Annotated in this window: 25 protein-coding genes; 4 read left to right on the top strand and 21 right to left on the bottom strand. The window is 68.4% G+C overall.

The features are described from left to right. The first annotated feature begins 583 nt into the window (after positions 1-583). The 4 genes from dksA to DN412_RS13435 all read left to right on the top strand — a co-directional run bounded on the left by dksA (position 584) and on the right by DN412_RS13435 (position 5,281). Positions 584-1,003, top strand: a complete 420-nt coding sequence (gene dksA, locus DN412_RS13450; protein WP_078194821.1) for an RNA polymerase-binding protein DksA — start codon at positions 584-586, stop codon at positions 1,001-1,003. Between the two features lie 265 nt (positions 1,004-1,268). Next, complete coding sequence (locus tag DN412_RS13445; RefSeq protein WP_115212093.1) at positions 1,269-2,546, top strand: GTP-binding protein; 1,278 nt, start codon at positions 1,269-1,271, stop codon at positions 2,544-2,546. Further along, positions 2,476-2,949, top strand: a complete 474-nt coding sequence (locus tag DN412_RS13440) for a hypothetical protein (RefSeq protein ID WP_115212132.1) — start codon at positions 2,476-2,478, stop codon at positions 2,947-2,949. Before DN412_RS13445 ends, DN412_RS13440 begins: the two co-directional genes overlap by 71 nt. A 157-nt stretch (positions 2,950-3,106) precedes the next feature. Next, positions 3,107-5,281: a TonB-dependent receptor gene (locus DN412_RS13435; RefSeq protein ID WP_115212092.1), complete on the top strand. Its 2,175-nt coding sequence runs from the start codon at positions 3,107-3,109 to the stop codon at positions 5,279-5,281. A gap of 32 nt (positions 5,282-5,313) precedes the next feature. Here the strand turns inward: DN412_RS13435 and DN412_RS13430 are convergent, their stop codons facing one another. The 21 genes from DN412_RS13430 to DN412_RS13330 all read right to left on the bottom strand — a co-directional run bounded on the left by DN412_RS13430 (position 5,314) and on the right by DN412_RS13330 (position 26,363). Next, positions 5,314-6,270 (bottom strand): MBL fold metallo-hydrolase, encoded by a 957-nt coding sequence (locus tag DN412_RS13430; RefSeq protein WP_115212091.1) that lies wholly within the window; start codon positions 6,268-6,270, stop codon positions 5,314-5,316. Further along, positions 6,240-6,533 carry a DUF1289 domain-containing protein gene (locus DN412_RS13425; RefSeq protein WP_115212090.1) on the bottom strand — a complete coding sequence of 98 codons (294 nt, stop codon included), beginning with the start codon at positions 6,531-6,533 and terminating at the stop codon, positions 6,240-6,242. The genes DN412_RS13430 and DN412_RS13425 overlap by 31 nt, the downstream gene beginning before the upstream one ends. After that, complete coding sequence (locus DN412_RS13420) at positions 6,534-6,962, bottom strand: thioesterase family protein (RefSeq protein ID WP_078194800.1); 429 nt, start codon at positions 6,960-6,962, stop codon at positions 6,534-6,536. Next, positions 6,959-7,459, bottom strand: a complete 501-nt coding sequence (locus DN412_RS13415) for a YbaK/EbsC family protein (RefSeq protein ID WP_115212089.1) — start codon at positions 7,457-7,459, stop codon at positions 6,959-6,961. Before DN412_RS13415 ends, DN412_RS13420 begins: the two co-directional genes overlap by 4 nt. A gap of 41 nt (positions 7,460-7,500) precedes the next feature. Further along, positions 7,501-8,436, bottom strand: coding sequence for a hydroxymethylglutaryl-CoA lyase (locus DN412_RS13410; protein ID WP_115212088.1), 936 nt, complete (start codon positions 8,434-8,436; stop codon positions 7,501-7,503). 37 nt (positions 8,437-8,473) lie between these two features. Then, complete coding sequence (locus DN412_RS13405; protein ID WP_115212087.1) at positions 8,474-9,415, bottom strand: 2-hydroxyacid dehydrogenase; 942 nt, start codon at positions 9,413-9,415, stop codon at positions 8,474-8,476. Positions 9,416-10,327: 912 nt separating this feature from the next. Continuing rightward, positions 10,328-12,346, bottom strand: coding sequence for an acetyl/propionyl/methylcrotonyl-CoA carboxylase subunit alpha (locus DN412_RS13400; RefSeq protein WP_115212086.1), 2,019 nt, complete (start codon positions 12,344-12,346; stop codon positions 10,328-10,330). A 73-nt stretch (positions 12,347-12,419) separates the two neighbouring features. Further along, positions 12,420-13,442 carry a biotin synthase BioB gene (gene bioB, locus DN412_RS13395; RefSeq protein ID WP_115212085.1) on the bottom strand — a complete coding sequence of 341 codons (1,023 nt, stop codon included), beginning with the start codon at positions 13,440-13,442 and terminating at the stop codon, positions 12,420-12,422. 18 nt (positions 13,443-13,460) lie between these two features. Then, entirely contained in the window at positions 13,461-14,198 is a 738-nt protein-coding gene (gene bioD, locus DN412_RS13390; RefSeq protein WP_115212084.1) for a dethiobiotin synthase, read from the bottom strand. Continuing rightward, a complete protein-coding gene (bioF, locus tag DN412_RS13385; protein ID WP_115212083.1) occupies positions 14,195-15,409 on the bottom strand; it encodes an 8-amino-7-oxononanoate synthase in 1,215 nt (404 codons plus the stop codon). The genes bioD and bioF overlap by 4 nt, the downstream gene beginning before the upstream one ends. Then, positions 15,399-16,811, bottom strand: coding sequence for an adenosylmethionine--8-amino-7-oxononanoate transaminase (gene bioA / locus DN412_RS13380; protein ID WP_208647605.1), 1,413 nt, complete (start codon positions 16,809-16,811; stop codon positions 15,399-15,401). Before bioA ends, bioF begins: the two co-directional genes overlap by 11 nt. 320 nt (positions 16,812-17,131) lie before the next feature. Continuing rightward, positions 17,132-17,920, bottom strand: coding sequence for an enoyl-CoA hydratase/isomerase family protein (locus tag DN412_RS13375; RefSeq protein ID WP_115212081.1), 789 nt, complete (start codon positions 17,918-17,920; stop codon positions 17,132-17,134). 58 nt (positions 17,921-17,978) lie between these two features. Next, on the bottom strand, positions 17,979-18,875 hold the full coding sequence (locus tag DN412_RS13370; protein ID WP_115212080.1) for a dienelactone hydrolase family protein: 897 nt from the start codon (positions 18,873-18,875) through the stop codon (positions 17,979-17,981). 31 nt (positions 18,876-18,906) lie between these two features. Further along, on the bottom strand, positions 18,907-20,514 hold the full coding sequence (locus tag DN412_RS13365) for a carboxyl transferase domain-containing protein (protein ID WP_115212079.1): 1,608 nt from the start codon (positions 20,512-20,514) through the stop codon (positions 18,907-18,909). A 60-nt stretch (positions 20,515-20,574) separates the two neighbouring features. Further along, on the bottom strand, positions 20,575-21,252 hold the full coding sequence (locus tag DN412_RS13360; protein ID WP_115212078.1) for a glutathione S-transferase family protein: 678 nt from the start codon (positions 21,250-21,252) through the stop codon (positions 20,575-20,577). After that, on the bottom strand, positions 21,249-21,686 hold the full coding sequence (locus DN412_RS13355; RefSeq protein ID WP_078194775.1) for a YchJ family protein: 438 nt from the start codon (positions 21,684-21,686) through the stop codon (positions 21,249-21,251). Before DN412_RS13355 ends, DN412_RS13360 begins: the two co-directional genes overlap by 4 nt. Further along, positions 21,683-22,369 (bottom strand): HAD family hydrolase, encoded by a 687-nt coding sequence (locus DN412_RS13350; protein ID WP_115212077.1) that lies wholly within the window; start codon positions 22,367-22,369, stop codon positions 21,683-21,685. The genes DN412_RS13355 and DN412_RS13350 overlap by 4 nt, the downstream gene beginning before the upstream one ends. Continuing rightward, positions 22,366-23,022, bottom strand: a complete 657-nt coding sequence (locus DN412_RS13345; RefSeq protein WP_115212076.1) for a 2-hydroxychromene-2-carboxylate isomerase — start codon at positions 23,020-23,022, stop codon at positions 22,366-22,368. Before DN412_RS13345 ends, DN412_RS13350 begins: the two co-directional genes overlap by 4 nt. A 111-nt stretch (positions 23,023-23,133) precedes the next feature. Beyond that, the gene (locus DN412_RS13340) at positions 23,134-24,264 is read right to left on the bottom strand and encodes an acyl-CoA dehydrogenase family protein (RefSeq protein ID WP_115212075.1); all 1,131 of its coding nucleotides are present in this window, start codon (positions 24,262-24,264) and stop codon (positions 23,134-23,136) included. A 31-nt stretch (positions 24,265-24,295) separates the two neighbouring features. After that, positions 24,296-24,976 carry an SDR family oxidoreductase gene (locus DN412_RS13335; protein ID WP_115212074.1) on the bottom strand — a complete coding sequence of 227 codons (681 nt, stop codon included), beginning with the start codon at positions 24,974-24,976 and terminating at the stop codon, positions 24,296-24,298. A gap of 208 nt (positions 24,977-25,184) precedes the next feature. Continuing rightward, a complete protein-coding gene (locus DN412_RS13330) occupies positions 25,185-26,363 on the bottom strand; it encodes an acetyl-CoA C-acetyltransferase (RefSeq protein WP_115212073.1) in 1,179 nt (392 codons plus the stop codon). Positions 26,364-26,393 lie beyond the last annotated feature (30 nt).

Raw genomic sequence — 26,393 nt, 5'->3', positions numbered from 1 at the left:
CCTCCAGACACCGCTCCGCGGCCGCCCCCCGTTCGGGGTACCGGGGAAATACCGAAGCGTCAGCCGGTTTTCCCCGTATCTCGGAAAAATTTGTTCAAGTACAATAGGCCGGATTTGATACCGGTGGCGCACCTTTTTCCCGCCGCCGGTATTCTGGTCCACCGAATGCAGGTGGACTTGCAAGGCGGCGGTTGTCGTCAGCATGAGGCAGGCCGCCGGCAGGTGCGGTCGCAGTGCTTCGTGCGGAGACTGCCTGTTCCGCCTGGGGTGCCCCGACGCGCGCCGTCACTGACTGACGCGAGAGAGAGGTGTCCCCATGACAGCCGCAACGAAGACGAAAGAAAGCCGCAGCAAGACTGGTAGTGCCGCGGCAGAGACGCTCAAGGCGCAGCCTGTGAAGGCCGCGCCCGCTCCCCGCGGCAGTACGGCGAACGCCGAAGCGGGCGCAACGAAGGGAGGCCCGCGAAGCAGCAAGACTGCAGCCAGCCAGAGTGAAACAACCGAGGCGCGCAAGCGCGCGGACAGCGCACCCGAGCGGACCCAGACGCCGCCGGCCGCATCAACAAGAGAATCAGCAGCAACCATGAGCAGCAACAAACTTCTGACTGAAGCTGAAATCCTGAAGATGAGCGACAAGGATTACATGAACGAAGCGCAGCTCGCCTTCTTCAAGCACCGCCTTGAGCAGCTGCGCGACGACATCCTGAAGAACGCTGACCAGACCACGGAACACCTGCGCGAAACGGTCATCGTGCCGGATCCGGCCGACCGTGCCACCATCGAGGAAGAGCATGCGCTGGAACTGCGCACGCGCGACCGCGAGCGCAAGCTGCTGAAGAAGGTGGAGCAGTCGCTGCAGCGCATCGAGTCCGGCGACTACGGCTGGTGCGAGGAAACCGGCGAGCCGATCGGCGTGCCGCGCCTGCTGGCCCGTCCCACGGCCACGCTGTCGCTGGAAGCGCAGCAACGCCGCGAACTGCGCCAGAAGCTGTTTGGCGACTGAAGCGCCGCGCGCCGGCACCGCCGGCGTGGCAGGCGTGACGTGACGGCCCGGGTACCCGGGCCGTTTGCTTTTGTGGGCGCGCGCGCCTCGGCTGGCTGCGCACGCTTTGTCGTGCCGTTGCCACGGCCTACCATTGAGACGCGTCCGGCTGTTGCCGACCCGGCCTTTCTGGTAAATTCGCAACTTTGTTGCAACAACGGGCCGTCGCCGCCAAGGCGCGCCGTGCTGTGCCCCCTTAGCGTCGTAACCTTCCTGCTTTCCTGCCATGGCTGATCGCCTGCCCGTCACCGTGTTGTCCGGCTTCCCCGGCGCCGGCAAGACCTCGCTGCTGAACCACCTGCTCGCGCATGGCGCCGGCGGCCGTGTCGGCGTGCTGGTCTGCGGCGCGCAGGGTGGACAGACACTGGCGCCGCTGCCGCCCGGCTGCGAGGCCACCGTGCTGCCGTCGGCCGAGGCGCTGCTCGCCGAAACCGCCCGGCTTGCCGCCGAAGGCCGTTTCGACGCCCTGCTGGTGGAAGCCGACGGCCTGGACGAGCCCCTGGCCATTGCCGAAGGCTTCCTGTTCGAGGCCGAGCACGGCGCCGGGCCCGAGGCGGCAGTGCAGCCCGACACCCTGGTGACGGTGATCGATGCCGCCACCTTCCTGCGCGACCTCAACGAGGCCGAGTTCCTGGCCGACCGCGGCCTGGCAGAGGGCCTGGACGATGACCGCACCGTGGCCGAACTGCTGGTGGCGCAGGTCGAATGCTGCGACGTGATCGTGCTGAACAAGGCCGACCTCGCCGGCGCCGCTGACCTGGCGCAACTGCACGCCGTGCTGCAGGCGCTGAACCCGCGCGCCGACATCGTCCAAGCCAGCTTCGGCAAGGTGCCGCCCGAGCGCGTGCAGGGCACCGGCCGTTTCGACTTTGAAGCCGCCGCGGATGCCCCGGGATGGCTTGCCGCGCTGCGCGGCGAGGTGCCCACCAACAACGCCAGCGGCGTCTCCACGCTGGTCTACCGCCGCCGCCGCCCGTTCCACCCCCAGCGCTTCGCCGACCTGATCCATACCGAATGGCTGCGCGAGCACGGCAGCGTGCTGCGCTCCAGGGGCCTGTTCTGGCTGGCCAGCCGCATGGACACCGCGGGCGACTGGAACCAGTCCGGCGGCGTGTGCCGCCATGGCGGCGCCGGCGCGTGGTGGGCGGCGCTGGATCCGGCCGAATGGCCGGCCGACACCGCCGAACGCGCCGAAGTGGAAGCCGATATGCAGATCGGCGGCGCCCCGGCGCCCTTCGGCGACCGCCGCCAGGAACTGGTGCTGATCGGCCTGGACATGAACCAGGCAGCGCTGCAGGCCCGGCTCGACGCCTGCCTGCTGACCGATGCCGAGATGGCCGCGGGCGCAGAAGCCTGGGCCACCTACGCGGACCCCTTCCCCGGCTGGGTCGATGAATTCGACGACGACCACGATCATGCCCATGGTCACGACCATGACCATGGCAACGACTGCGGCTGCGGCGATCCCGACCACCACCATGGCGACCATCCGCATGCGCACTGACTGGTTCGTCCGCCTGCGCGCGCACGGCCCGGGCCTCTGCTCCGCGCTGTGGCTGGCGCTGTGCCTGCTGCTGGCGCAGCATGCCGGGCTGACCCACCGCATCGTGCATGGGGGCTTGCTCACGCCGGCGGCCGCGACGGCTGCCATCGCGGCAACGGCCGACGGCAAGGCAGTCGCCGACGCCGACCTGCACCCGCTGGCGCAGAAGTTCAGCGGCCACTCGTGCGTGCTGTTCGATGGCGCCACCATTGCCGACACCCTGTGCGGCAAGCTGCCGCTGCCGCAGCTTGCCTTCGGCAAACCGGTCAAGCCGGCCAACCTGGCCTGGCGCTGGCCCGACCTGCCATCCGCCCACCCCTTCCAATCGCGCGCGCCGCCGGCGCCGGCCATCGCCCTCGCCTGATCCGGGACGCGGCCGTCGCCGCCCCCCGGTCTTACCGATTCCGAGCTGAACGCCTGCCCATTCCGGCAGCGCGGCCACGCCCATCGCGGGTGGCCGGCGCATTGCCAGGCAGTGCCGTGCCAGCCGGGCCGATTGCCATTGCCTCGCTCCGCGCGCCATGTCGAAAAACCGTTACACCCCGCAAACCAGGGCACCGCGCCTGACCCCGCTGGCGGCCCTTGCCGCCTCCCTCACCGCCACCATGGCCACTGCCCTGGTGGCACCCGCCGCGCTGGCACAGACCGTCACGGCGCCGGCCGCCGATACCGCACCCGCCACGGCCACTGCTCCCGCCACGCTGCGCGAAGTCATCGTCACCGCCAACCCGCTGGGCAGCGAACTCAATGACATGGTGGCGCCGGTATCGACGCTGGGCGGCGACGCGCTGGCCGTGCGCCAGGGCAGCACGCTGGGCGACACGCTCGACAAGCTGCCCGGGGTCTCGTCCAGCTATTTCGGCCCCAATGCCAACCGGCCGGTGATCCGCGGCCTCGACGGCGACCGCATCAAGGTGCTGCAGAACGGCGGCACCACGGTCGACGCCTCCACGCTGTCCTATGACCACGCCGTGCCGGTGGACCCGCTGGTAGCCGAGCGCATCGAGGTGGTGCGCGGCCCGGCCGCGCTGATGTACGGCGGCAACGCCATTGGCGGGGTGGTCAACGTGATCGACAACCGCATTCCGAAGGATCAGATCGAAGGCATCGGCGGCGCGGTCGATGCCAGCGCCACCGCGGGCGGCGACCAGGCGCGCAACGCCAGCGCGCTGATCGAGGCCGGCAACGGCAAGTTTGCCGTGCACGCCGACGCCTTCGCGCGCAAGACCAGCGACCTGCGCATCCCCGGCTTTGCGCGCAGCGACCGCCTGCGCGCGGCCGAGCCGCTGCCCGCTGGCGAGACCGAGGCCTACGGCCGCCTGCCCAACACCAGCGCGCAGCAGGAAGGGGGCTCGATGGGCGGCTCCTACACCTGGGCCGACGGCTTTGTCGGCGCCAACTACAGCACCTACCGCAATGAGTACGGCACGCCCGCCGAGGACGACGTGCGGCTGAAGATGCGCCAGGACCGCTTTGCGCTGGAAGGCGAGGCGCGCAACCTGGCCGGCACCACCGGCGGCTGGCTTGAATCGGTCAAGGGCAAGTTCAGCTACACCGATTACGAGCACAGGGAGATCACGGACGGCGAGACCGGCACGATCTTCAAGAACCGGGGCTGGGATGCCCGCTTCGAGGCCAGGCACGCGAAGATCGGCAACATGACCGGTGTGATCGGCACGCAGTTCGGCCATACCGACTTCTCGGCGCTGGGCGACGAGGCCTTCGTGCCCAGCACCAACACCGACAACGCCGCGCTGTTCGTGTTCGAGGAACTGCCGCTGACGGCCTCGGGCGACTTCAAGCTGAACCTGGGCGGGCGCCTGGACCACAGCAGCGTCAAGGCCAGCGCCAACGGCAACGACCGCTTTACCGACGCCAACCGCAGCTTCAACGCGACCAGCGCCTCGGCGGGCCTGCTCTACAAGGTCAACCCGCTGTGGTCGCTGACCAGCAACCTGTCGTACACCGAGCGCGCGCCGACCTTCTACGAGCTGTATGCCAACGGCCCCCACGTGGCCACCGGCGCCTGGGAGCTGGGCGACCCCAACGCCAACAAGGAACGGGCCACCTCGATCGACCTGGGCGTGCGCTTCAAGTCCGGCGCGCACAGCGCCGGTGTATCAGGCTACTACAGCCGCTTTGCCAACTACCTGGCGCTGAGCGCGACCGGCCGCGCGCGCGACGACGCGGGCGACGTGGTCGCCGCCGGCAGCCCGGGTGCGCTGCCGGAATTCCAGTACCTGGGCGTGCCGGCCACGCTGTATGGCTTCGAGGCGGAAGGCAAGACCCGGCTGCTGCAGAAAATGCTGACCACCAGCGACACGCTCGACTTCGAGGCGCGCGCCGACTACGTGCGCGGCGAGAACCGCAATACCGGCGAACCGCTGCCGCGCCTCGCGCCGCTGCGCCTGGGCGGTGCCCTGGTGTATGGCGCGGGCCCGTGGGGGGCGCGCGTGGACGTGACTTACGCGGCCAAGCAAACCCGCGTGCCAAGCAACGACACTCCGACCGACGCCTATACGCTGCTGAGCCTGGCGCTGACCTACAAGTTCAAGGTGGCGGGCACGCAGACCCTGGTGTACCTGCGCGGCGATAACCTGACCAACCAGGATGCGCGCAATTCGGCGTCGATCCTGCGGGATATCGCGCCGCTGGCGGGGCGCAGCGTGAAGGTGGGGTTCAGGACGTCGTTCTGAGGGAAGGAGGAAGGCAGGGCAGGCGTGGTGAATCAATCCCGATTCACCACCCACTCCCCCTCCACCGCCAGCGCCTTCACCCCCGCCAGCGCGCGCAGTGTCTGCGCGCAGATCTCGGCCATCTCCAGCCCCGGCATGAACCGCTGCCGCATGCGCACCATCAGCGGCGCGGCCTCCATCCATGCCACCAGCGCGTCGTGCGCCATGCGCTGCTGCTCCAGCAGCTTGAACTTCACCAGCACCTTGACCGCATGGCTGGCATTACGCGCGGGATCGGCGCTCAGGTAGCCCAGGCGCCCTTGCGCGCGCCCGACCGCCGCCGCCACATCGGTGAACATCCGGCCGTGGCCGGGGATCACCAGCCGCGCGTCCAGTTGCGCGATGCGTTCCAGCACCGCCGCCTGCTCGGCAAAGCCGCTCTCGCCCTCCAGCTCGGGGAAGATCACGCCGAAACCGTTCTCCCACAGCGCATCGCCGGAAATCAGGATGCACTTGGCCGGCGCGAACAGCATCACCGCGTGCGGGTCATGGCCGGGTGCGGCCACCACCTGCCAGTCCATGCCACCCAGGCGCAGCGTGTCGCCGTCATTCAGCACGCTGTCAAAGGTAAAGCGGTCGCACTGCTGGCCGGTGGCCTTGTAACTGAGCGCTTCCGTATCCCACGCGGCAACGGCTGCGGCCTCGGCCGCGGGGATCGCGGTGCGCGGCTGCCAGCGCGCCTGCAGCGCGGCGTTGCCGCCGCAGTGGTCGGAATGCAGGTGGGTATTGACGATGCGCGCGAGCGGCCGCCTCTGCAGCGCCGCCGCCACCAGCGCCACGGTCTGCGGCGCGTGAGTGACGTAGCCGGTGTCGACCAGCACCGTATCGTCGCCCTCCACGAACAGGATATTGTTGGCCGACAGCCAGCCGCGCTCGAATACGCGCATGGCGGGCGGCAACGTCGGGACCGGGTGTTCGCTCAAGGAGATGCCTCCTCGCCTGCCAGCCATGCGGCGCGCTGCGGCAGTTGCGCCCAGATGCGGCGCTTGTCTTCGTCACCGGCTGACGACCAGCCGGCAATCTCTTCGATGGTGCGCAGGCAGCCCTCGCAATAGCCGCTGGCGGGGTCCATGCGGCAGACGTTGCGGCACGGCGACGGCACTGGCGAGGCCTGCAGCGCGGTTTCAGCCTGCGCGGCCAGTTCCGCAGCCAGCAAGGCAGGCGTGATGGGTGTGGGGGGCGCCGGGGCCATGGCGTTGCGCTCGCTTGCCATTCAGCCCGCCGCGCGCGCGGCCTTGGCGGCCACTTTCTCGTTGAAGCGGCCGGCGTCGATCAGGTGGCGCTCATGCACGCCCTCGGAGATCTTGTCCTCGCCGTCCCAGGCGCTCAGCTGGAAGCGCAGCCGGCGCCCGTCCACCGCGACCAGCTCGCCCCTGACCGTCACCGTCATGCCTGGCGGCGTCGGCGCCAGGTGCGAGAAGCTGACCAGCGTGCCGAGCGACTGCTCGCGCGGCCAGTCCAGGTGCTCGCGCAGCATCTGCAGGCAGGCGCATTCCATGATGCCGACCAGATAGCCGGTGGCCAGCACGTCGGGCATCTCGGGGCAGCCCGGGATATCGTCGTACAGGCGCGGCACCGTGGCCTTGGGCGGCACCGTGTATTGCCAGCTGAAGGTCAGGCCCGGGCGCAGGTCGGGACTCATGCCGCAGATCCTGCCGCGACGTCGGCCACTTCAGCGCCCGTCATCTGCTGCAGCTGGTGCGGCGTCAGGTTGAACACGGCATGGGGATGCCCCGCCGCGGCCCACAGGCTGTCATAGCGGAACAGGTCCTGGTCCAGCAGCATCACCGGCGCCACCGCATGGCCGATCGGGCACACGCCGCCGATGGCATAGCCGGTCTTCTCGCGCACGAAGCGCGCATCGGCCTTGCCCAGCGCGCCCACGCGCGCGGCCACCTTGGCTTCGTCCACACGGTTGCTGCCGCTGGCGATCACCAGCACCGGCGCATCATCGGCCACGCGCCGGAAGATAATGGACTTGGCGATCTCCGCCACGCTGCAGCCCAGCCCCGCCGCGGCCTCGGCCGAGGTCTTGCCGGTGGCCGGCAGCATCACCACGGGCCGGTCGTGGCCGAGTTCGGCCAGCAGGTCCGCCACGCGCTGCGCGGACTCGGGCAGCGCTTCGTCATTCACCGCCATGCGTGCTTCTCCTTGTCGTGTGGCCCGCGCTTGATCCGCACTCACGCGCAGGCAGGCGCCGCATCGCCGGCGGCGGCCCATTTGGTCAGCAGGGCCTTGCCCACGCGCGAACTGTTGGCGCGGCCAATCGCCTGCGAGATATAGTCGCCGGTGCGCACTACCGCTTCCAGGTCGATTCCGGTGTGGATGCCCATGCCGTGCAGCATGTACAGCACGTCTTCGGTCGCCACGTTGCCGGTCGCGCCCTTGGCGTACGGGCAGCCGCCCAGCCCCGCCACCGACGCATGGAAGATCGAGATGCCCACTTCCAGGCTGGCCAGGATATTGGACAGCGCCTGCCCGTAGGTATCGTGGAAATGGCCCGACAGGCGGTCCATTGCAAATTCCGCCGCCGCGGCGCGCATCACTTCCTGCACGCGCACCGGGGTGCCCACGCCGATGGTGTCGGCGATATCGATCTCGTCGCAGCCCAGCTCGCGCATGCGCCGCACCACGTCGACCACCGCGTGCACCGGCACCTCGCCCTGGTACGGGCAGCCCATCGCGCACGAGATGCTGCCGCGCAGGCGCACGCCCTTTTCCTTGGCGGCGGCGGCCACCGGCGCAAAGCGCGCGATCGATTCGGCGATCGAGCAATTGATGTTCTTCTGCGAAAACGCCTCGCTGGCCGCGCCAAAGATCACCACCTCGTCGGCACCGGCCTCGATCGCGCCTTCGAATCCCTTCATGTTCGGCGTCAGCGCCGAATACAGCGTACCCGCGCGGCGCTGGATGCGCGCCATCACCTCGGCGCCGTCGGCCATCTGCGGCACCCACTTGGGCGACACGAACGATGCGGCCTCGATATTGACGAAACCGGCATCGGTGAGCTGGTTGATCAGTTCGACCTTGACCTCGGTCGGCACCATCGCCTTCTCGTTCTGCAGGCCGTCGCGCGGGCCGACTTCAACGATCTTCACGTAGTTCGGCATGGTCATGGTTGTCTCCTGTGTTGGTTCGTTCTGGCCGGGGCGCTCAGTACCCCCGCTGCACATCGACCACGCCCGCGATCGGCTGGCCCGCGCGCAGCGCGCGGATCTTGCCGGCGATCTGCGTGATGCTGTCCTCGCGCAGCGTGAGCGCCGAGATATGCGGCGTGATGGTGATGCGCGGCTCCTGCCAGAACGGGTGTTCGGCCGGCAGCGGCTCGGTGCGGAACACGTCGAGCGTGGCGCCACCGATCTGCCCCGACTGCACCGCGGCCAGCAGGTCTTCCTCGACCAGGTGCTGCCCGCGCGCGACGTTGATCACATAGGCACCCTTTGCCAGCCGCGCGAACAGCCCGGCATTGAGGACGTTCTCGGTCTGCGGCGTCAGCGGCAGCACATTGACCAGCACGCGCAGGCCGTCGAGGAACGGCGCCTGCCCGGCATCGCCATAAAAGCCGCTCACGCCTTCGATCGCCCGCGCGGTACGGCTCCAGCCGCGCACCGGGAAGCCGAAGCCCGCCAGCGTGCGGGCGATATGCGTGCCGAGCGTGCCCACCCCCATCACGCCGATGGTGAAGTCGGCGCGGCGATGCGGCTTGAGGAACTTCCAGTTGCCCGCGCGCTGCTGACCCTCGTAGGCATCGAGCTTGCGGAAATAGCGCAGCACCGCATGGGAGACGTATTCCGCCATCTGCGCGGCCATGCCGGCATCATCCAGCCGTACGATCGGCACGCCCGCGGGCAAGGCATCCGGGGCCTCATCGCGCAGGCGCAGGATGCCGTCGACCCCGGCGCCCAGGTTGAAGACCGCCTTGAGGTCGGACCGGCCACGCAGCATCTCCACCGGCGGGCGCCAGACCACGGCGTAATCGGCCGGTTCGCCACGGCTGTCCTCCCAGGTCACGCATTGGGCTTCGGGCAGTGCCTCGGCGAAGCCTACGATCCAAGGGTCGTAGCGGCCGTCGGGGACGTACAACTGCAACTTCATTTTGTCTCCAGGGGGATTTCTGGTGGGGGTTAAAGGGGTATTTTGGCAGAGGAATGGGGGATTCGTTTGTTGATATGGGTGTTGGGGTTGGGGGGTGTGGGCGGTTTCGCCGGCGTAGCCGGCGGGGCTTCTTGCTCGTTGGCTTGGTTATGTAGGTCGGGTTCGATGTTGTCGTAGGTTTGACGGCCCGGTTCCGCCCTGCTGGGCGGGTCACTTTTTGTCCGAGCGACAAAAAGTAACCAAAAAACGCGTCGCCTCTGGCGGCTGGCCATTCATTCCACGGCGTCGGTGGTTCAAACGGCGGTGATTTCCGTTTTGCGTGGTTGGCCGTTCGACCCAGCTACGCTCCCTGTCCGGTGCCTGCGTCGACGGACTATTGGACGAACCCGACTTTAGGCTATTGGCAGCCTGCTAAGCAGGTCATCGGTAGGACGCCTTCGGCTGCGCTGCGCGCACTCAGTATCGTAGGTTGGGTGCCCGGGCACGGAGTGCGTCGCTGCGCTCGCACGGCGCCGTCGTTATGTCTGGCCAAAGGCACAAATTTGAACGTGGCCGTCCGTCTGCCACGTTAGGGCCCGCGCGAAGCGCAGCCGAAGGCGTCCGACCGATGCGGTGGTTAGCAGGCTGCCAACGGCCTAAAGTCGGGTTCGTCCAATAGTCCGTCGATGTGGGCACAGACAGGGTGCGTAGCAGGCCCGAACCACCAACCCCATCGAACTGAAATCACCACCGCCCGAACCACCCCCACCGCCAAATTGGTGGCCAGCCGCCAGAGGCGATGCGCTTTTTGGTTACTTTTTGTCGCTCGGACAAAAAGTGACCCGCCCAGCAGGGCGGAACCAGGCGCTTAAACCTACGACAACATCGAACCCGACCTACATAACCAAGCTAACGCGCAAGAAGCCCAACCCCCTATTTCCCCTCAAACGCCAACAACTGCGCCCCTTCAGCCACCTGCTCCCCCACCCCAAACAACACCTCGCTAACCACCCCATCCACCGGCGCACTGATGGTGTGCTCCATCTTCATCGCCTCCATCACCAGCAACGGCGTCCCGCGCGTGACCGCGCTGCCAGCCTCGACCATCACGGCAATCACCTTCCCAGGCATCGGCGCAGTCAGCTTGCCCCCCTCGCTTTCAGCCTCGCCGGCATGCGCCAGCGGATCGAGCCAAGCCAGGCTCACATGCCGCCCGGCATAGAAGACGTGAAAGTTCTCCCCATCCGCATGCACTTGCCCATGCGCCCGCCGCGTGCCAAGGTTGATGCGGATATCGTCGGCCTGGCAGGTACAGGCAAAAGGCGTGGCCTGGTCCGCATAGATCAGTGTGCTGCCGCGTTCGTTGGTGTTCAACGTCACGTCGAGCACGTGATCGCCATAGCCGAACCGCAGCGTACGCGACACGCCACCATTCAGCCGCCACGTCCCGCCATGTGTCCACGGCGAATGCTGGTCGGCGGCATCGATGCGGCGCTCGCGCGTCTCGCGATCCATCAGCGCCGCCACCGCCAGCGCAATGATCTCCATGCCGACCGGCGCCGGCGGCGGGAACAGGACCTTCTCGTTGCGCTCGATCAGTCCGGTGTCGAGATCGGCGGTGCGGAAGGCTTGTGACGACACCAGCCGCTGCAGGAAGGCCACATTGGTCGACAGCCCCACCACGTGGTAGGCCGCCAGCGCCTGGCGCATGCGCGCCAGCGCCTCGTCGCGGTCCTTGCCCCACACGATCAGCTTGGCGATCATCGGGTCGTAGAACGGGCTGATGGTGTCGCCCTCGCGCACGCCGGCATCGATGCGGATCCCGGCCGGGCCGTGTGCATCCTCACCGCGCATGAACTGCACCGCCGGCGGCGTGCGCAGGAAGCGCAGCGTGCCGGTGGACGGCAGGAACTGCTTGTCGGGATTCTCGGCGTAGATGCGCGCTTCCAGCGCATGGCCGTCGATGCGCAGCTGCTCCTGCGTGAGCGGCAGCGCTTCGCCTGCGGCCACGCGCAACTGCCATTCGACGAGGTCCTGCCCGGTGATCATCTCGGTGACCGGGTGCTCCACCTGCAGGCGCGTGTTCATCTCCATGAAATAGAACGAACCGTCCTGGTTGGCGATGAACTCGACCGTGCCGGCGCCGACATAGCCGACCGCCTTGGCCGCGGCAACGGCCGCTTCGCCCATGGCGCGGCGGCGCTCCTCGGTCATGCCCGGTGCCGGGGCTTCTTCCAGCACCTTCTGGTGGCGGCGCTGCACCGAGCAGTCGCGCTCGAACAGGTAGACGCAGTTGCCGTGGGTATCGGCAAACACCTGGATCTCGATGTGGCGCGGGCGCGTCAGGTACTTCTCCACCAGCACCTTGTCGTCGCCGAAGCTGGCCGACGCCTCGCGCTTGACCGCGGCCAGCGCGGCCTCGAAGCCGTCGCCCGACTCGACCACGCGCATGCCCTTGCCGCCGCCGCCCGCGCTGGCCTTGAGCAGCACCGGGTAGCCGATGCGGTCGGCCTCGCGGCGCAGCAGCACCGGATCCTGGTCCTCGCCGTGGTAGCCCGGCACCAGCGGCACCACGGCTTTTTCCATCAACTGCTTGGCCGCGCTCTTGCTGCCCATCGCGTGGATGGCCGACGCGGGCGGGCCGATGAAGACCAGCCCCGCCGCGGCGCAGGCCTCGGCAAAGGCTTCGTTCTCGGACAGGAAGCCGTAGCCCGGGTGGATGGCCTGGGCGCCGGCCTCCTTCGCCATCTCGATGATGTGGTCCGCGCGCAGGTAGCTGTCGCGCGCGGCCGCGCCGCCGATATGCACGGCCTCGTCGCAGAAGGCGACGTGGCGCGCTTCCGCGTCGGCATCCGAGTACACCCCGACGGTACGGATGCCGAGCCGGCGGCAGGTGGCGGCCACGCGGCAGGCGATCTCGCCACGGTTGGCAATCAGGATCTTGTTGAACATAGCTCCCTCCTTGTTATCCCTGTTATCGGGATCTTACGGCGGCGAGCTGTCCAGCGGGCGATCTCCTACTTCGTCATCCGGCGTAACCCTCCGCGCGGATGTCGAGGCGGGCCAGCAGGGCGCGATCGCGGTCGGCCTGCGGGTTGCCGGTGGTCAGCAGCTTTTCACCGTAGAAAATGGAATTGGCGCCCGCCATGAAGCACAGCGCCTGCAACGCTTCGTCCATGGCCTCGCGGCCGGCGGACAGGCGCACCATGGCGCGCGGCATGGTGATGCGTGCCACGGCGATGGTGCGGACGAACTCGAACGGGTCCAGCGCCTCGGTGCCCGCCAGCGGCGTGCCCTCGACCTGCACCAGGTTGTTGATGGGCACCGACTCCGGATACGGGTCCATATTGGCGAGCTGCGCGATCAGGCCGGCACGCGCCTCGCGCGACTCGCCCATGCCCACGATGCCGCCGCAGCAGACGTTGATGCCGGCGTCGCGCACATGGCCGATGGTGTCCAGCCGGTCCTGGTAGGTGCGCGTGGTGATGATCTTGCCGTAGAACTCGGGCGAGGTATCCAGGTTGTGGTTGTAGTAGTCCAGCCCGGCATCCTTCAGCTGCTGCGCCTGCTCGGCCTTGAGCATGCCCAGCGTCACGCAGGTCTCCAGGCCCATGGCCTTGACCTCCCGCACCATGTCCATCACCGGCTCCAGGTGACGGTCCTTGGGGCTGCGCCAGGCGGCGCCCATGCAGAAGCGCGTGGCGCCGTTGGCCTTGGCCGCGCGCGCGGCGTCCAGCACTTCGTCCAGCGCCATCAGCTTCTCGGCCTTCACGCCGGCGTCATGGTGCGCGCTCTGCGGGCAGTAGCCGCAATCCTCTTCGCAGCCGCCGGTCTTGATCGACAGCAGCGTGGACAGCTGCACAGTGTTGGCGTCGAAGTTCTCGCGGTGCACCTGCTGGGCGCGGAACAGCAGGTCGTTGAATGGCAACGCGAACAGCGCGGCGACGTCGTCGACGCGCCATGCGGCGTCTTCGGGCAGGGCATGCGGGCGCGCGGTCTGGCGCAGCGATTCGGCGGAGATGGTGGTAACGGTGTGAGCTTGGGTCATGATCAATTGAATTCTGGTTCAGGCTGCAAGGCCGGCGGCCTCGGCTTGGTATTGGGTGGCGGCGGCAAACAGCGGCGCCAGGTCGAGCCGGCCCGCGGCGGCGGCGGGCGCCAGTTGCCAGGGCAGTTCACCCAGGCAAGGCGCGTCCAGCGACGCGTGCAGCGTGGCGATGTTCTCGTCGGCCAGCAGCATGTCCGGGTCGACCCGGTTGGCGATCCAGCCGGCCAGCGGCAGGCTGCGCGCGCGGATGGCCTCGGCGGTCAGCACGGCGTGGTTCAGGCAGCCGAGCCGGATACCGACCACCATCACCACCGGTACCGCGAGCATCACCGCCAGGTCGGCGGTGTTCCAGCGCACGGCGCCGGCGTCGAGCGGCACGTTGAAACCGCCCACGCCCTCGACCACCACGGCATCGGCCTGGCGGCGCAGCGCGTCGAAGGCCATGCGGATCGGCGCGCGCGTGATGCGCACGCCCTCGTGCGCGGCGGCCAGGTGGGGCGAGCACGGGGTGCGCAGCAGGAACGGGCAGGTCTGCCCCAGCGGCACCGCCACCGAGCTGGCGGCGCGCAGCTGTGCCACGTCGTCGTTGTGCCAGTGGCCGTCGCGCCAATCACTGCCGCTGGCCACGGGCTTCATGCCCGCGGTGCGGTAGCCGGCGGCATAGAGCGCGTGCAGCAGGGTGGCGCTGGCGTGGGTCTTGCCGATGCCGGTATCGGTGCCGGTGACAAAGCAGGCGAAAGGCGCGCGCGTGCTCATGCGGCCTCCCGCTGCGCCACCGCGGCGCCCAGGGCATCCAGCAGGCGCCGCACGTCGGCTTCGGTGTGCGACGCCGACAGCGTGATGCGCAGCCGCGCGGTGCCCTCGGGCACGGTCGGCGGCCGGATCGCGCCGACGCGGATGCCATCCGCCTCCAGCGTGGCCGACAACGCCAGCGACGCGCCGTTGTCGCCGACGATCAGCGGCTGGATCGCGGTCTGGCTCTCACCCAGCGTCCAGCCGGCAATCGCGGCGAGCTGGGCCAGCCCCTCGCGCAGCTTGGCGATGCAGCGCGTCAGTTGTGCACGGCGCTGCCTGCCCTCTGCTCCTTCGATGATGGCCAGGCTGGCCAGCAGCGCATGCGCGACCGCCGGCGGCGCGGCCGTGGTGTAGATATAGGGCCGCGCGGTATTGACCAGGTGTTCGATAATGGTCTCGTGCGCGGCAACGAAGGCGCCCGCCACGCCGGCGGCCTTGCCAAGCGTGCCGATGTAGATGAAGCGTTCGGACGACAGCCCCAGCCCTTCCAGCACGCCGTGGCCCTGCTCGCCCAGCACGCCGAAGCCGTGGGCATCGTCGACGATGATCCACGCGTCATGGCGCTCGGCCAGTTCCAGCAGCTTGCGCAGCGGCGCGACGTCGCCGTCCATGCTGAACACGCTGTCGGTGACGATCAGCTTGCGCTCGCTGGTGCTGGCCGCCAGCAGCGCGTCCAGCGCGGCGGTGTCGCAATGCGGGTAGCGCTGCACGTCGGCGCGCGCCAGCCTTGCGCCATCGATCAGCGAGGCATGGTTGAGCGATTCGCAGAACAGCGTCGCACCCGCCGTGCCCAGCGCGGTCAGCACCGCCATGTTGGCCATGTAGCCGGTGCAGAAATACAGCGTGCGCGCGTGCGGGATATGCGGCGCGAGCCAGCGCGCCAGCTCGGTCTCCAGCTGCGCGTGCGCGAGCGAATGGCCGCTGACCAGGTGCGAGGCACCGCTGCCCGCGCCGTAGCGCTGCGCGCCTTCCACCAGCGCGGCGATCACGTCCGGGTGGTTGGCCAGCCCCATGTAGTCGTTGCTGCAGAAGGTCAGCAGCGATTCCGGCTCGGCCCCGTCCTCGCCCACGGCCTGGTGCGGCGCGCAGGCGGTGTGCGCAATGCGGCGGCGGCGCGTCAGGGCCAGCGCGTGGCGCTGTTCGGCGGCCTGTTTCAGTTGTTCAAGCAGCATGGCGCACCTCCCCGCTCGTGGTCACATCGGTGGTCACATCGTCGAGCGTGGCCAGCAGTTGCTCGCCCAGCCAGCGCGCCTGCGCGGCATCGAAGATGTAGGGCGGCATCACATACAGCGTATTGCCGATCGGCCGCACCAGCAGCTCGCGCGCGCGCGCGGCGTGGTGGAAGCGCGAGGCGAAGTCAGCGCCGGCGATGTCATCGCGCACATCCGCGGCCCAGATCAGCCCCCGCTGGCGCACGTGCCGCAGCCGCGCGTCGGCGGCCAGCGCGGCCATGCCGTCGGCCAGCCAGTGCGCGCGCTCGCGGTTGCGCGCGAGCACGTCGTCCTGCGCGAACAGGTCCAGCGTGGCCAGCGCGGCGCGGCAGGCCAGCGGATTGCCGGTGTACGAATGCGAATGCAGGAAGCTGCGCGCCAGGTCGTCGGCAACGAAGGCGCGCTGGATCTCGGGGCGCGACAGCACCAGCGACAACGGCAGGTAGCCGCCGCTGATGCCCTTGGACAGGCACAGGAAGTCGGGCCACAGGTGCGCGGGCAGCGGTGCTTCCTCGCCGCGCGACTGCTCCCACGCGAAGAAGGTGCCGGTGCGCCCGCAGCCGACCGCGATCTCGTCGGCGATCAGGTGGACGCGGTAGCGGTCGCACAATGCGCGCGCGCCATCGAGATACGACGGGTCATACATCGCCATGCCGGCGGCGCCCTGCACCAGTGGCTCGACGATCAGCGCGGCGATCTGGCCGGCGCGCTCGCGCAGCAGCGTTTCCAGCTCGGCCAGCGCGCGCGCGGCTACGTCCGCGGCGCTCTCGCCGGGCGCCGCCTGGCGGGCATCCGGCGACATCACCACATGTGCGCGGCGGATCAGCGGATCGTAGGCATCGCGGAAGACTTCTACATCGGTCACCGCCAGCGCGCCCACGGTTTCGCCGTGATAGCCGTGGCGCAGGCAGACGAACTCGCGCTTGGCCGGCAGGCCGGTATTGCGCCAGTAGTGGAAGCTCATCTTCAGCGCGATCTCGACCGCCGAGGCGCCGTCCGACGCATAGAAGACATTGCCGAGCGCACCGCCGGTCAGCGCCGACAGGCGCTCGGCCAGCTCCACTGCCGGAGCGTGGGTGCAGCCGGCGAGCATCACGTGCTCCAGCGTCTCCAGCTGGTTTGCCAGCGCGGCGTTGATGCGCGGGTTGGCGTGGCCGAACAGGTTGACCCACCACGAGCTGGTGGCGTCGAAATAGCGGCGACCGTCGGCATCGTGCAGCCACGGGCCAACGCCCCGCACGATTGCCAGTGGCACGGCGTCGTCGTCGGGGCGCAGGCGCGTGCACGGATGCCAGACGGCGTCGCGGCTGCGCTGGCCAAGTGCCGGCGCGCCGCTGCCTTGGGAAAGGGACAGGTGATCCAAGATAGCCCTCCTTTGTTGACCGTCCGCGCGGGCGCCACTGCCGGCGAGGCCAGGCAGTGCGACGGTGGCGGACAGGTTGGGGAGGGTCATGTTAGGAAGGTATCTTCCAGGTTGGCAATGACGGCGGGATTTTCAGGTTAGCGGCGCTTTAGCGTAACTTGACTGACGTTACCGGGATGAAGCTTTGTTTTTGTCGCTAGCGTGCTGCGATCTCCACGCAAAGTCTTTTTTTCCGTGCGGTGTGCTGTCCCATGCTGCTGCGGAGCCCCCCCTCTCCCGCTTGCGGGAGAGGGGGGAAAACCAGCGGCGAGCCAGAGACATCAAGCCGGCCGCCACGACGGCGTACGCTTCTCCAGGAACGACTTCACCCCTTCACGCCCCTCTTCCGACGCCCGGATCTTCGCAATCCGGTCCGCGGTATCGGCCAGCAAATCGTTGTCGATCACACGGCCCGCGATGTCCTGCACCAGCCGCTTGCTCTCGCGCACGGCATTCGGGCTGTTGGTCACCAGCGCGGTCGCGAGTTCGGCGACCTTGGCGTCCAGGGCCTCGGCCGGCACCACCGTGTGCACAAAGCCCAGCCGCAGCGCCTCGGCCGCGTCGAAGCGTTCGGCAGTAATGAAGTAGCGGCGCGCGGCCTGCTCGCCCATCGCGCGGATCACATACGGGCTGATGGTGGCGGGCAGCAGGCCCAGGCGCGCTTCCGACAGGCAGAAGTGCGCGTGCTCGGCCGCCACCGCGATATCGCAGGCGGCCACCAGGCCCACGCCGCCGGCGTAGGTGTCGCCCTGGATGCGCGCGATCACCGGGCGCGGGCACGACCAGATGGTGTGCAGCATCTGCGCCAGCGTCAGCGCGTCGGCGCGGTTCTGGTCGTCGGAGTAGCCGGCCATCTTCTTCATCCAGTTCAGGTCGGCGCCGGCGCAGAAGGCCGGGCCGTTGCCCGCCAGGACGATGGCGCGCACCTCGTCCATGTCGCCCAGCGCACGGAAGGCGCCAGTCAGCTCGGCGATCACGGTCTCGTTGAAGGCGTTGCGCACATCGGGCCGGTTCAGCGTGACGGTGGCAACGTGGCTGGCGATATTGACGGTCAGGGCAGTGAAATCCATGGTTCGCTCCGTTGGCAGATAGTTGTGTGGTGCGGTTCAGGTCCCGCTCAGGTGCCGCTCAGGTGCCAGTATCGAACGGCATCCCCAGCGCGCGGAAGAAGTTACCGACCTCCGGCAACCACACCGGGATGCCTTCGCGCGCGCTGAACAGCCGGTGCGAGTCGGCGCCGAACTCGCCCACGTCGATGAGCCGGGCCCTGGCCGCGGGGCCCGTGGCGCGCGCCTTGAAGGCGTTGAACATGCGGCTCGGCAATGGCACCGGCCAGTAACTGTCGTTGTCGCCGTAGACCCACAGCGACGGGTAGCGCGCCAGGCTGCCGTAGGCGGCAAAGGCATCGACCAGGCGCTCTTCCCAGTCCGGGCAGTTCAGGTTGCGCAGCCCGCCGGCAAAGTTGACCACGCCCCGCACCCCCGGATAGCCGATGGTGCTGAAGGCCATCGTGGTCAGGCCGCCATGCGACTGGCCGATCACGACAATGCGCTCCATGTCCACGTAGGGCTGCGTGGCCATGAAGTCGAGCGTGGCGACGACGTCGTCGGCCTGCATCATGCCGTTGCTCTCGATGTCGCAGCTGCCGCCCACATAGGCGCCGCCCGAGCGCGCAAAGCCCTGCCGCATCGGCAGCACCACGACGTAGCCGCGGCGCAGGAATTCCACGCTCTGCGCCGGAAAGCGCGCGCGCCCCTGCACCCCGGGCCGGCCCGGGGCCTTGCCGTGGTTGATCACCACCAGCGGAAACGGCCCTTCGCCGGCCGGCTTGAACACGGTGGCCTCCAGGTCGATGCGCGACGGGATCGCCGCCTTGGGCAGCATCACCACCTGCTCCTGGAAGCGCATGCGCGGCGCCGCGTGGCCATTGCCGTTCGCCGTCTGCGCATGCCCGCACAGCGGCGCCAGCATGGTGAGCGCCGTGACCAGGGCGAGGCTGCGAAGCAGGCGGGCGGCGCTGCGCATGGGGTGGAAGGCAGTAATGGCGTGGCCGCAATTACATGCGGAACACGCCGAACTTCATGTCGTCGATCGGCGCATTGAGGCTGGCCGAAAGACTTAGCCCCAGCACCGTGCGGGTCTGCGCCGGGTCAATCACGCCGTCGTCCCACAAGCGCGCGCTGGCGTAGTACGGGTGGCCCTGGTGCTCATACTGGTCGCGGATCGGCTGCTTGAAGGCGTCTTCCTCTTCTGCGCTCCACTTGCCGCCCTTGCCCTCGATGCCATCGCGGCGCACCGTGGCCAGCACACTGGCCGCCTGCTCGCCGCCCATCACCGAGATGCGCGCGTTCGGCCACATCCACAGGAAGCGCGGCGAATACGCGCGCCCGCACATGCCGTAGTTGCCCGCGCCGAACGAGCCGCCGATGATCACCGTGAACTTGGGCACCTGCGCGGTGGCCACCGCGGTCACCATCTTGGCGCCGTTGCGGGCAATGCCTTCGTTCTCGTACTTGCGGCCCACCATGAAGCCGGTGATGTTCTGCAGGAACACCAGCGGGATCTTGCGCTGGCAGCACAGCTCGATGAAGTGCGCTCCCTTCAGTGCCGATTCAGAGAACAGAATGCCGTTGTTGGCGACGATGCCGACCGGGTAGCCCCAGATGCGCGCGAAACCGCAGACCAGCGTGGTGCCGTAACGCGCCTTGAACTCGTCGAACTCGGAGCCGTCGACCAGGCGCGCGATCACCTCGCGCACGTCGTAGGGCTTGCGCGTGTCGGTGGGGATCACGCCGTACAGCTCCTGCACCGGGTACAGCGGCTCCACCGGCTCGTGCAGGCGGATCTGGTCCGGCTTGCGGCGGTTCAGGTGCTGCACGATATTGCGCGCCAGGCTCAGCGCATGGTGGTCGTTCTGCGCGAAGTAGTCGGCCACGCCCGACAAGCGCGTATGCACGTCGGCGCCGCCCAGGTCCTCGGCGCTGACTTCCTCGCCGGTGGCTGCCTTCACCAGCGGCGGGCCGCCCAGGAAGATGGTGCCCTGGTTCTTGACGATGATGGACTCATCGCTCATCGCCGGCACATAGGCGCCGCCCGCGGTGCAAGAGCCCATCACCACCGCGATCTGCGGGATGCCCTGCTTGGACAGGTTGGCCTGGTTGTAGAAGATGCGGCCGAAGTGGTCGCGGTCGGGGAATACGTCGTCCTGGTTGGGCAGGTTGGCGCCGCCGGAATCCACCAGGTAGATGCACGGCAGGTTGTTCTCCTCGGCGATCTCCTGCGCGCGCACATGCTTCTTGACCGTCATCGGGTAGTAGGTGCCGCCCTTGACGGTGGCGTCGTTGCAGACGATCACGCATTCCTGCCCGGCCACACGGCCGATGCCGGTGATGATGCCCGCGCCGGGCGCGGCATTGTCGTACATGTCGTACGCGGCCAGCTGCGACAGCTCCAGGAACGGCGTGCCCGGATCGAGCAGTTGCTGCACGCGCTCGCGCGGCAGCAGCTTGCCGCGCGACAGGTGCTTGTTACGCGCGTCTTCGCCGCCGCCTTCGGCCAGCTTAGCGATCCTGGCCTTGAGGTCGGCCACCAGGGCCTGCATCGCCTCGGCGTTGGCCTTGAAGGATTCCGAGCGGGCGTTGAGTTTGGTTTCCAGCGTAGGCATCTCGGTCTTCCTGCTAGATTTGGTTTGTGCCGCTTTATGCCGTCCTGCCTGCGGCGGGACTCAGCCTGCTGCCTTCGGCAACGGATGCCCGGGCATCAGGTCGTAGGGATGCTTCCATCCCGGCAATGCACGCATACGCTCGGTCCAGGCGTGGATATGCGGATACTCCTTGCGCCAGTGCACACCAATCTCGTCATCGAAGAAGACGTAGCCCGCCAGCGAGAAGTCCGCGATGGTGGTGCGCTCGCCCAGCAGGAACGCGCGCCCGGCCAGGTGCGCGTTGAGTACGTTCCACGCGCCTTCGCAGCGCGCGCGGAAGAACTCCAGCACGGCCGGGTCCGGCGCCTTGGCGAAGTTGCGCATGAAGCGATAGGTGGCGGTGTACGAGGTGAACTTGTGGTTGTCGAACAGCAGCCAGCGCAACGCCTCGGCACGCTCGGCCTCGTCACGCGGGCCGTAGATATCGAGGCGCGTGGCCAGCGTTTCCAGGATGGCGCCGGACTGCGTCAGGCGCTGGCCGGCGAATTCCAGCACTGGCACCTCGCCCATCACATTGATGGCGCGGTACTCGGGCGTGCGGGTTTCGCCGTTGAAGAAATCGACAAAGCGCGGCTGCCACAGCTGCTGGCCGCGCTGCACGCCGACGGTTTCCAGCAACAGCGCCACCTTGTAGGCATTGCCGGACTGGGCAAAGCAATACAGCAGGTACTCAGGCTCTTTCCGCTTCTCGACGCTCATGGTGCCTCCCCGATCATGTCACCATCCACATAAAGCCAGCGCGGCGCCTCGCCGGGCACGCGCGCTTCGCAGACAAAGCGGCTGCGCTCATGCAGCCGCCAGGCGCGCCCGCCTACCTTGTAGCGCGCCACGAATTCCACTTCGGCATGCGTGCCGTCCTGCTGCGCATGCGCCTTGACCGTCAGCCCCAGCCAGCGCGTGGCCGTATCGGGCAACAGGTCGGCCGGGCAGGTGGAGGCATGCCAGGTCTGCCGCAGCCAGTCCATGTCGTTCAGCACATAGGCGCTGTAGCGCGAGCGCATCAGCGCCTCGGCATTGGGCGGCAGCGCCTCGCCGCGATGAAAGCGGCCGCAGCAGGCGGCATAGTCCGCATTGCCGCACGGGCACGGCACGGGACCGGCCTTGGGCAGGCGGCGTGCCGCCTTCGCCGTCATCCCACCAGCTCCGGCAGGTCGCGCATATCGGTGAAGATGATGCGCGCACCGGCCTCGCGCAGCAGCGCGGCATCGTTGCGCTCGGCGTAGCCGAACACCGTCATGCCGGCGGCCACGCCGGCGGTCACGCCGGTCGGGCTGTCTTCCACCACGGCGCAGCGTGCGGGCTCAACGCCCATGGTGCGCGCGGCCAGCAGGTACACGTCCGGCGCGGGCTTGCTGCGCGCCACTTCGGTGGCCGAGAAGATATGCTCGCGCTCATCCTGCTGGAACAGTTCCACCAGCCCGGTCTTGGTCAGCTGCAGCTTGACCTTGACGCGGTCCGCGCCGGAAGCCACGCACACCGGCATGCCGGTGGCGGCCACCGCGCGGATTGCCTCGCGCACATGCGTCACCGCCGCGACTTCCTCTTCCAGCACCGCGTTGCGGCGTGCCAGCCAGGTCGACAGCCAGTTATCGGGCAGCGGCGCGCCGCGCATGCGCGCGATCATGTCCAGCTCCTCGCGCACGGCGCGGCCGAGGAACAGGCGCGTCGAGTCTTCCAGCGAGATCTCGATGCCGAGCTCGTTCAGCATCTGGTTGAGCACGCGGTTGACGATGGGCTCGCTGTCGACGAGCACGCCGTCGCAGTCGAAGATCACGCAATCGAATCGGCCGGAATGGCCACGGGTTACTGCAGTCATGCGGGTTTCTTTTCCTTGGTGACCAGGTTCGGCACAGCCCGGAGTTCGGTCTGGCGACGGCTCTTCAGGTGGGCCTCGATCTGGTCGAAACGGTCGAAGCCCCAGAACGGCTCGCCGTCGACGATGACAAAAGGCGAGCCGAATACGCCCTTGGCCATCGCCACGTCGATCTCGGCCTTGAGCTGGTCCTTGATCTGGTAGCTGGTGGCGCCGGCATCCAGCGCCTGCACGTCCACGCCCAGCGGCTCGGCCAGCTTCATGATCTCGGCCGGCTCGGCGATATTGATGTCGTCGACAAACAGCGCGCGGTACACCGACCTGGCAAAGGCCGCGGCGATGTCGTCGCCATGGTGGTTCTGCAGCCACAGCATGGCGCGCGCGGCGTGCGTGGTGGGCAGCGGGAAGTGCGTGGGGCGCTTGTATTCGATGCCGTGGAAGCGCGCGGTGCGCTCGAAGTCGCGCCACGAGTAGTCACCCTTGAGCGGCAGCTGCGGCAGCGGCGAGGCGCCGGTGGTCTTGAACACCACGCCCAGCAGGATGGGATGCCAGGCGACGATGCGCCCGTACTTCTGCGCCAGGTCGTCGATGCGGGTACTGGCAAAGTAGCCGTACGGCGAAGAGAAATCAAAGTAGAAGTCGATCGCTGCGGTCATGTCGGGGCCCTATTCTTGTGGTTGCAGGTCCGGGTTCGGGAAGGGGTGACGCTTACGCGGCACGCCCCCTCATCGTACGCGTGAATGCTCGCTGTATGCCAGTGGCCTGGCCTAGGCCAGCGCGCGCGCGATCAGGATCTTCTGGATATCGCTGGTGCCCTCGTAGATCTGGCAAACGCGCACGTCGCGGTAGATGCGCTCCACCGGGAAGTCGCTGACGTAGCCGTAGCCGCCGAACACCTGGATCGCATCCGAGCACACGCGCTCGGCCATCTCGCTGGCAAAGAGCTTGGCCATCGCCGCTTCCTTCAGGCACGGGCGGCCGGCGTCGCGCAGCGCGGCGGCGTGCCAGACCATCTGGCGCGCCACGTCGATGCGGGTGGCCATCTCGGCCAGGCGGAACTGCACCGCCTGGTGCTGGAACAGCGGCTGGCCGAAACTCTCGCGTTCCTTGGCATAGGCCAGCGCCGCCTCGAACGCGGCGCGCGCCATGCCGATGCTCTGCGAGGCGATGCCGATGCGCCCGCCTTCCAGGCCCGACAGTGCCATCTTGTAGCCGCCGCCCTCCTCGCCCAGCAGGTTGGCCGCCGGCACGCGGCAGTCCTCGAACAGGATCTGCGCGGTGTCCGACGAATGCTGGCCAAGCTTGTCTTCCAGCCGCGCCACCACATAGCCCGGGGTGGAGGTCGGCACGATGAAGGCGCTGATGCCGCGCTTGCCGGCGGCCTTGTCGGTCACGGCCAGCACGATCGCCACGTCGGCGTTCTGGCCGCTGGTGATGAACTGCTTGACGCCGTTGAGCACGTAGTGGTCGCCGTCGCGGACCGCGCTGGTGCGCAGCGCCGACGCGTCCGAACCGACGTGCGGCTCGGTCAGGCAGAATGCGCCCAGCATCTCGCCGCGCGCCAGCGGCACCAGCCACTGCTGCTTCTGCGCTTCGCTGGCGAACGACATCAGCATGCTGCATACCGGGCAGTTATTGACGCTGATGACGGTGGAGGTGCCGCCGTCGCCAGCCGCGATCTCTTCCAGGATCAGCGCCAGCGACAGGTAGTCGAGGCCGGCGCCGCCGTATTCCTCCGGCACCGCGACGCCATAGGCGCCCAGCGCGGCCAGTTCGCGGTGCACGTCCTTGGGGAAGGTCTTGTCGCGGTCCCACTGCGCGGCCTGCGGCGCGATCACTTCCTGCGCGAACTGGCGCACGGCGTCGCGGATCATTTCCTGTTCGGGGGTCAGCAGCATGTCGGTTCGGTGATGAGGTGTGCGGGCGCGCTTACCAGGGGATGGGCGTGCCGTCGTAATTGTGGAAGGTGCCGTTGTCGCGCCGCTTGACGCTGGCCAGCACCTGGCGCATGCCCTTGACGCTCTGCTGCACGGTCAGGTCGGCCTCCTGTCCGCCCATGTCGGTCTTGACCCAGCCCGGGTGCAGCGCAACGCAGGTGGCGTGACGCGCATCGAGCGAGACCGCGCGCAGCGCGGCGTTGGCGCCGGCCTTGCTGACGCGGTACAGCCAGCTGGCGTTGTGCTCCATCGCGGTGATGCTGCCCATGCGCGAAGACAGCACCGCCAGCACGCCGCCGTGGCCGGACTGGCCGGCTTCGACATAGGGCAGCAGCAGCGGCAGCGCCATCATCGGGCCCAGCACGTTGACATGCATGACCTGGTCGAACTCCTGCGGCGTGACCGGCTGTGCGCCTTCGGTGCGGGGGCCCAGCACGCCGGCGTTGTAGATCGCCACGTCGAGCGCCTCGCCATCGAGCTTCCAGCCCAGGCCAGCGACCGCGCCGGCATCGGACAGGTCGGCCTGGTGGGTTTCGGCGCCCAGCGCCTGCAGCGCGCCGACGCCTTCGGGCGTGCGCGCCGCCGCGATGACGCGCCAGCCGTCGGCACGGTACTGGCGCACGAATTCAAGGCCGATGCCGCGCGAGGCACCGAGGATCAGGACGGTTGGCAAGGCTGTGCTCCTTTGTCGGGCGGAACGTGGTGCTCCGCGGGTTAAGCAAAGTGCCTCTGTCTTGCTCCCTCTCCCGCTTGCGGGAGAGGGTTGGGGAGAGGGCGGGCGCTGGCTCGAGGTAAGGCGTTCGGTATGCCGGTGCCTGCCCTCTCCCCCGGCCCCTCTCCCGCAGGCGGGAGAGGGGAGAAAACAAGTAGGACGAGATAGGTCAGAGGATCTCGATCCCCACCGCCGTGGCTTCACCACCGCCAATGCACAGGCTGGCCACGCCACGCTTGCCGCCGGTCTTGCGCAGCGCGCCGATCAGCGTGGTCATGATGCGCGCGCCCGAGGCGCCGATCGGGTGGCCCAGCGCGCAGGCGCCGCCGTGGATATTGACCTTGTCGCGCGGGATCTTGAGGTCGTGCATGGCCGCCATCGGCACCACGGCGAAGGCCTCGTTGATCTCGAACAGGTCGACGCTGTCGGTGGTCCAGTCCAGCTTGCGATACAGCTTGGCGATGGCCTCGACCGGCGCGGTGGTAAACCAGCCCGGCGCCTGCGCGTGGGTGGTGTGGCCCAGCATGCGCGCGATCGGCTGCAGGCCCAGTTGCTTCGCGGTGGAGGCGCGCATCATCACCAGCGCGGAGGCGCCGTCGTTGATCGACGACGACGAGGCGGCGGTGATGGTGCCGTCCTTTGCAAACGCGGGCTTGAGCGACGGGATCTTGTCGAGCTTGATGCGGCGCGGGCCTTCATCGGTGTCGATCACGGTGTCGCCCCCCCTGCCGGACACGGTCACCGGCGCGATTTCCCAGCGGAAGTCGCCGTTCTCCGTAGCCTGCTGGGCGCGGCGCACGCTGTCCATCGCGAATTCGTCCTGCTGCTCGCGCGTGAAGCCGTACTTGGCGGCGCAGTCCTCGCCGAAGGTGCCCATGGCGCGGCCCTTGTCATAGGCGTCTTCCAGGCCGTCCAGCATCATGTGGTCGTAGATCATGCCGTGGCCGATGCGGTAGCCGCCGCGGCCCTTCGGGATCAGGTACGGCGCGTTGGTCATGCTCTCCATGCCGCCGGCGATCGCGATATCGAACGAGCCCGCGATCAGGCCGTCGTAGACGGTCATGGCCGCGCGCATGCCCGAGCCGCACATCTTATTGACGGTGGTGCAGCCCACGCCCAGCGGCAGGCCCGCGCCCAGCGCGGCCTGGCGCGCCGGGGCCTGGCCCTGGCCGGCGGGCAGCACGCAGCCGAACACGACTTCTTCCACCTGCTCGGGCTTCAGGCCGGCGCGCTCGACGGCGGCGCGGATGGCCACGGCGCCGAGCTGCGGCGCGGTGACGCTGGCGAATTCGCCCTGGAACGCAGCCATTGGCGTGCGGGCGGCTGAAACGATGACGATCTCTTCCATGTCGGGTCTCCTGGATCGGTGTATGAGGAA

Source organism: Cupriavidus lacunae (assembly GCF_003353055.1).
GTDB lineage: Bacteria > Pseudomonadota > Gammaproteobacteria > Burkholderiales > Burkholderiaceae > Cupriavidus > Cupriavidus lacunae.
Note: the sequence above shows the minus strand (reverse complement) of the source record. Positions and strands in the feature narration are given on the sequence as shown.

Coding starts and splice junctions, on each gene's coding strand:
- DN412_RS13405 (WP_115212087.1), bottom strand. CDS start 9,415: ATGAAGTTGCAGTTGTACGTCCCCGACGGCCGCTACGACCCTTGGATC.
- DN412_RS13400 (WP_115212086.1), bottom strand. CDS start 12,346: ATGTTCAACAAGATCCTGATTGCCAACCGTGGCGAGATCGCCTGCCGC.
- DN412_RS13415 (WP_115212089.1), bottom strand. CDS start 7,459: ATGGCGGTGAATGACGAAGCGCTGCCCGAGTCCGCGCAGCGCGTGGCG.
- DN412_RS13350 (WP_115212077.1), bottom strand. CDS start 22,369: ATGACTGCAGTAACCCGTGGCCATTCCGGCCGATTCGATTGCGTGATC.
- DN412_RS13410 (WP_115212088.1), bottom strand. CDS start 8,436: ATGACCATGCCGAACTACGTGAAGATCGTTGAAGTCGGCCCGCGCGAC.
- DN412_RS13365 (WP_115212079.1), bottom strand. CDS start 20,514: ATGCCTACGCTGGAAACCAAACTCAACGCCCGCTCGGAATCCTTCAAG.
- DN412_RS13430 (WP_115212091.1), bottom strand. CDS start 6,270: ATGGCTGGCAGGCGAGGAGGCATCTCCTTGAGCGAACACCCGGTCCCG.
- DN412_RS13375 (WP_115212081.1), bottom strand. CDS start 17,920: ATGGATTTCACTGCCCTGACCGTCAATATCGCCAGCCACGTTGCCACC.
- DN412_RS13355 (WP_078194775.1), bottom strand. CDS start 21,686: ATGACGGCGAAGGCGGCACGCCGCCTGCCCAAGGCCGGTCCCGTGCCG.
- DN412_RS13330 (WP_115212073.1), bottom strand. CDS start 26,363: ATGGAAGAGATCGTCATCGTTTCAGCCGCCCGCACGCCAATGGCTGCG.
- bioD (WP_115212084.1), bottom strand. CDS start 14,198: ATGAGCACGCGCGCGCCTTTCGCCTGCTTTGTCACCGGCACCGATACC.
- dksA (WP_078194821.1), top strand. CDS start 584: ATGAGCAGCAACAAACTTCTGACTGAAGCTGAAATCCTGAAGATGAGC.
- DN412_RS13435 (WP_115212092.1), top strand. CDS start 3,107: ATGTCGAAAAACCGTTACACCCCGCAAACCAGGGCACCGCGCCTGACC.
- DN412_RS13360 (WP_115212078.1), bottom strand. CDS start 21,252: ATGAGCGTCGAGAAGCGGAAAGAGCCTGAGTACCTGCTGTATTGCTTT.
- DN412_RS13420 (WP_078194800.1), bottom strand. CDS start 6,962: ATGAGTCCCGACCTGCGCCCGGGCCTGACCTTCAGCTGGCAATACACG.
- DN412_RS13445 (WP_115212093.1), top strand. CDS start 1,269: ATGGCTGATCGCCTGCCCGTCACCGTGTTGTCCGGCTTCCCCGGCGCC.
- bioF (WP_115212083.1), bottom strand. CDS start 15,409: ATGCTGCTTGAACAACTGAAACAGGCCGCCGAACAGCGCCACGCGCTG.
- DN412_RS13370 (WP_115212080.1), bottom strand. CDS start 18,875: ATGCGCAGCGCCGCCCGCCTGCTTCGCAGCCTCGCCCTGGTCACGGCG.
- DN412_RS13425 (WP_115212090.1), bottom strand. CDS start 6,533: ATGGCAAGCGAGCGCAACGCCATGGCCCCGGCGCCCCCCACACCCATC.
- DN412_RS13440 (WP_115212132.1), top strand. CDS start 2,476: ATGACCATGGCAACGACTGCGGCTGCGGCGATCCCGACCACCACCATG.
- DN412_RS13340 (WP_115212075.1), bottom strand. CDS start 24,264: ATGCTGCTGACCCCCGAACAGGAAATGATCCGCGACGCCGTGCGCCAG.
- bioB (WP_115212085.1), bottom strand. CDS start 13,442: ATGACCCAAGCTCACACCGTTACCACCATCTCCGCCGAATCGCTGCGC.
- DN412_RS13345 (WP_115212076.1), bottom strand. CDS start 23,022: ATGACCGCAGCGATCGACTTCTACTTTGATTTCTCTTCGCCGTACGGC.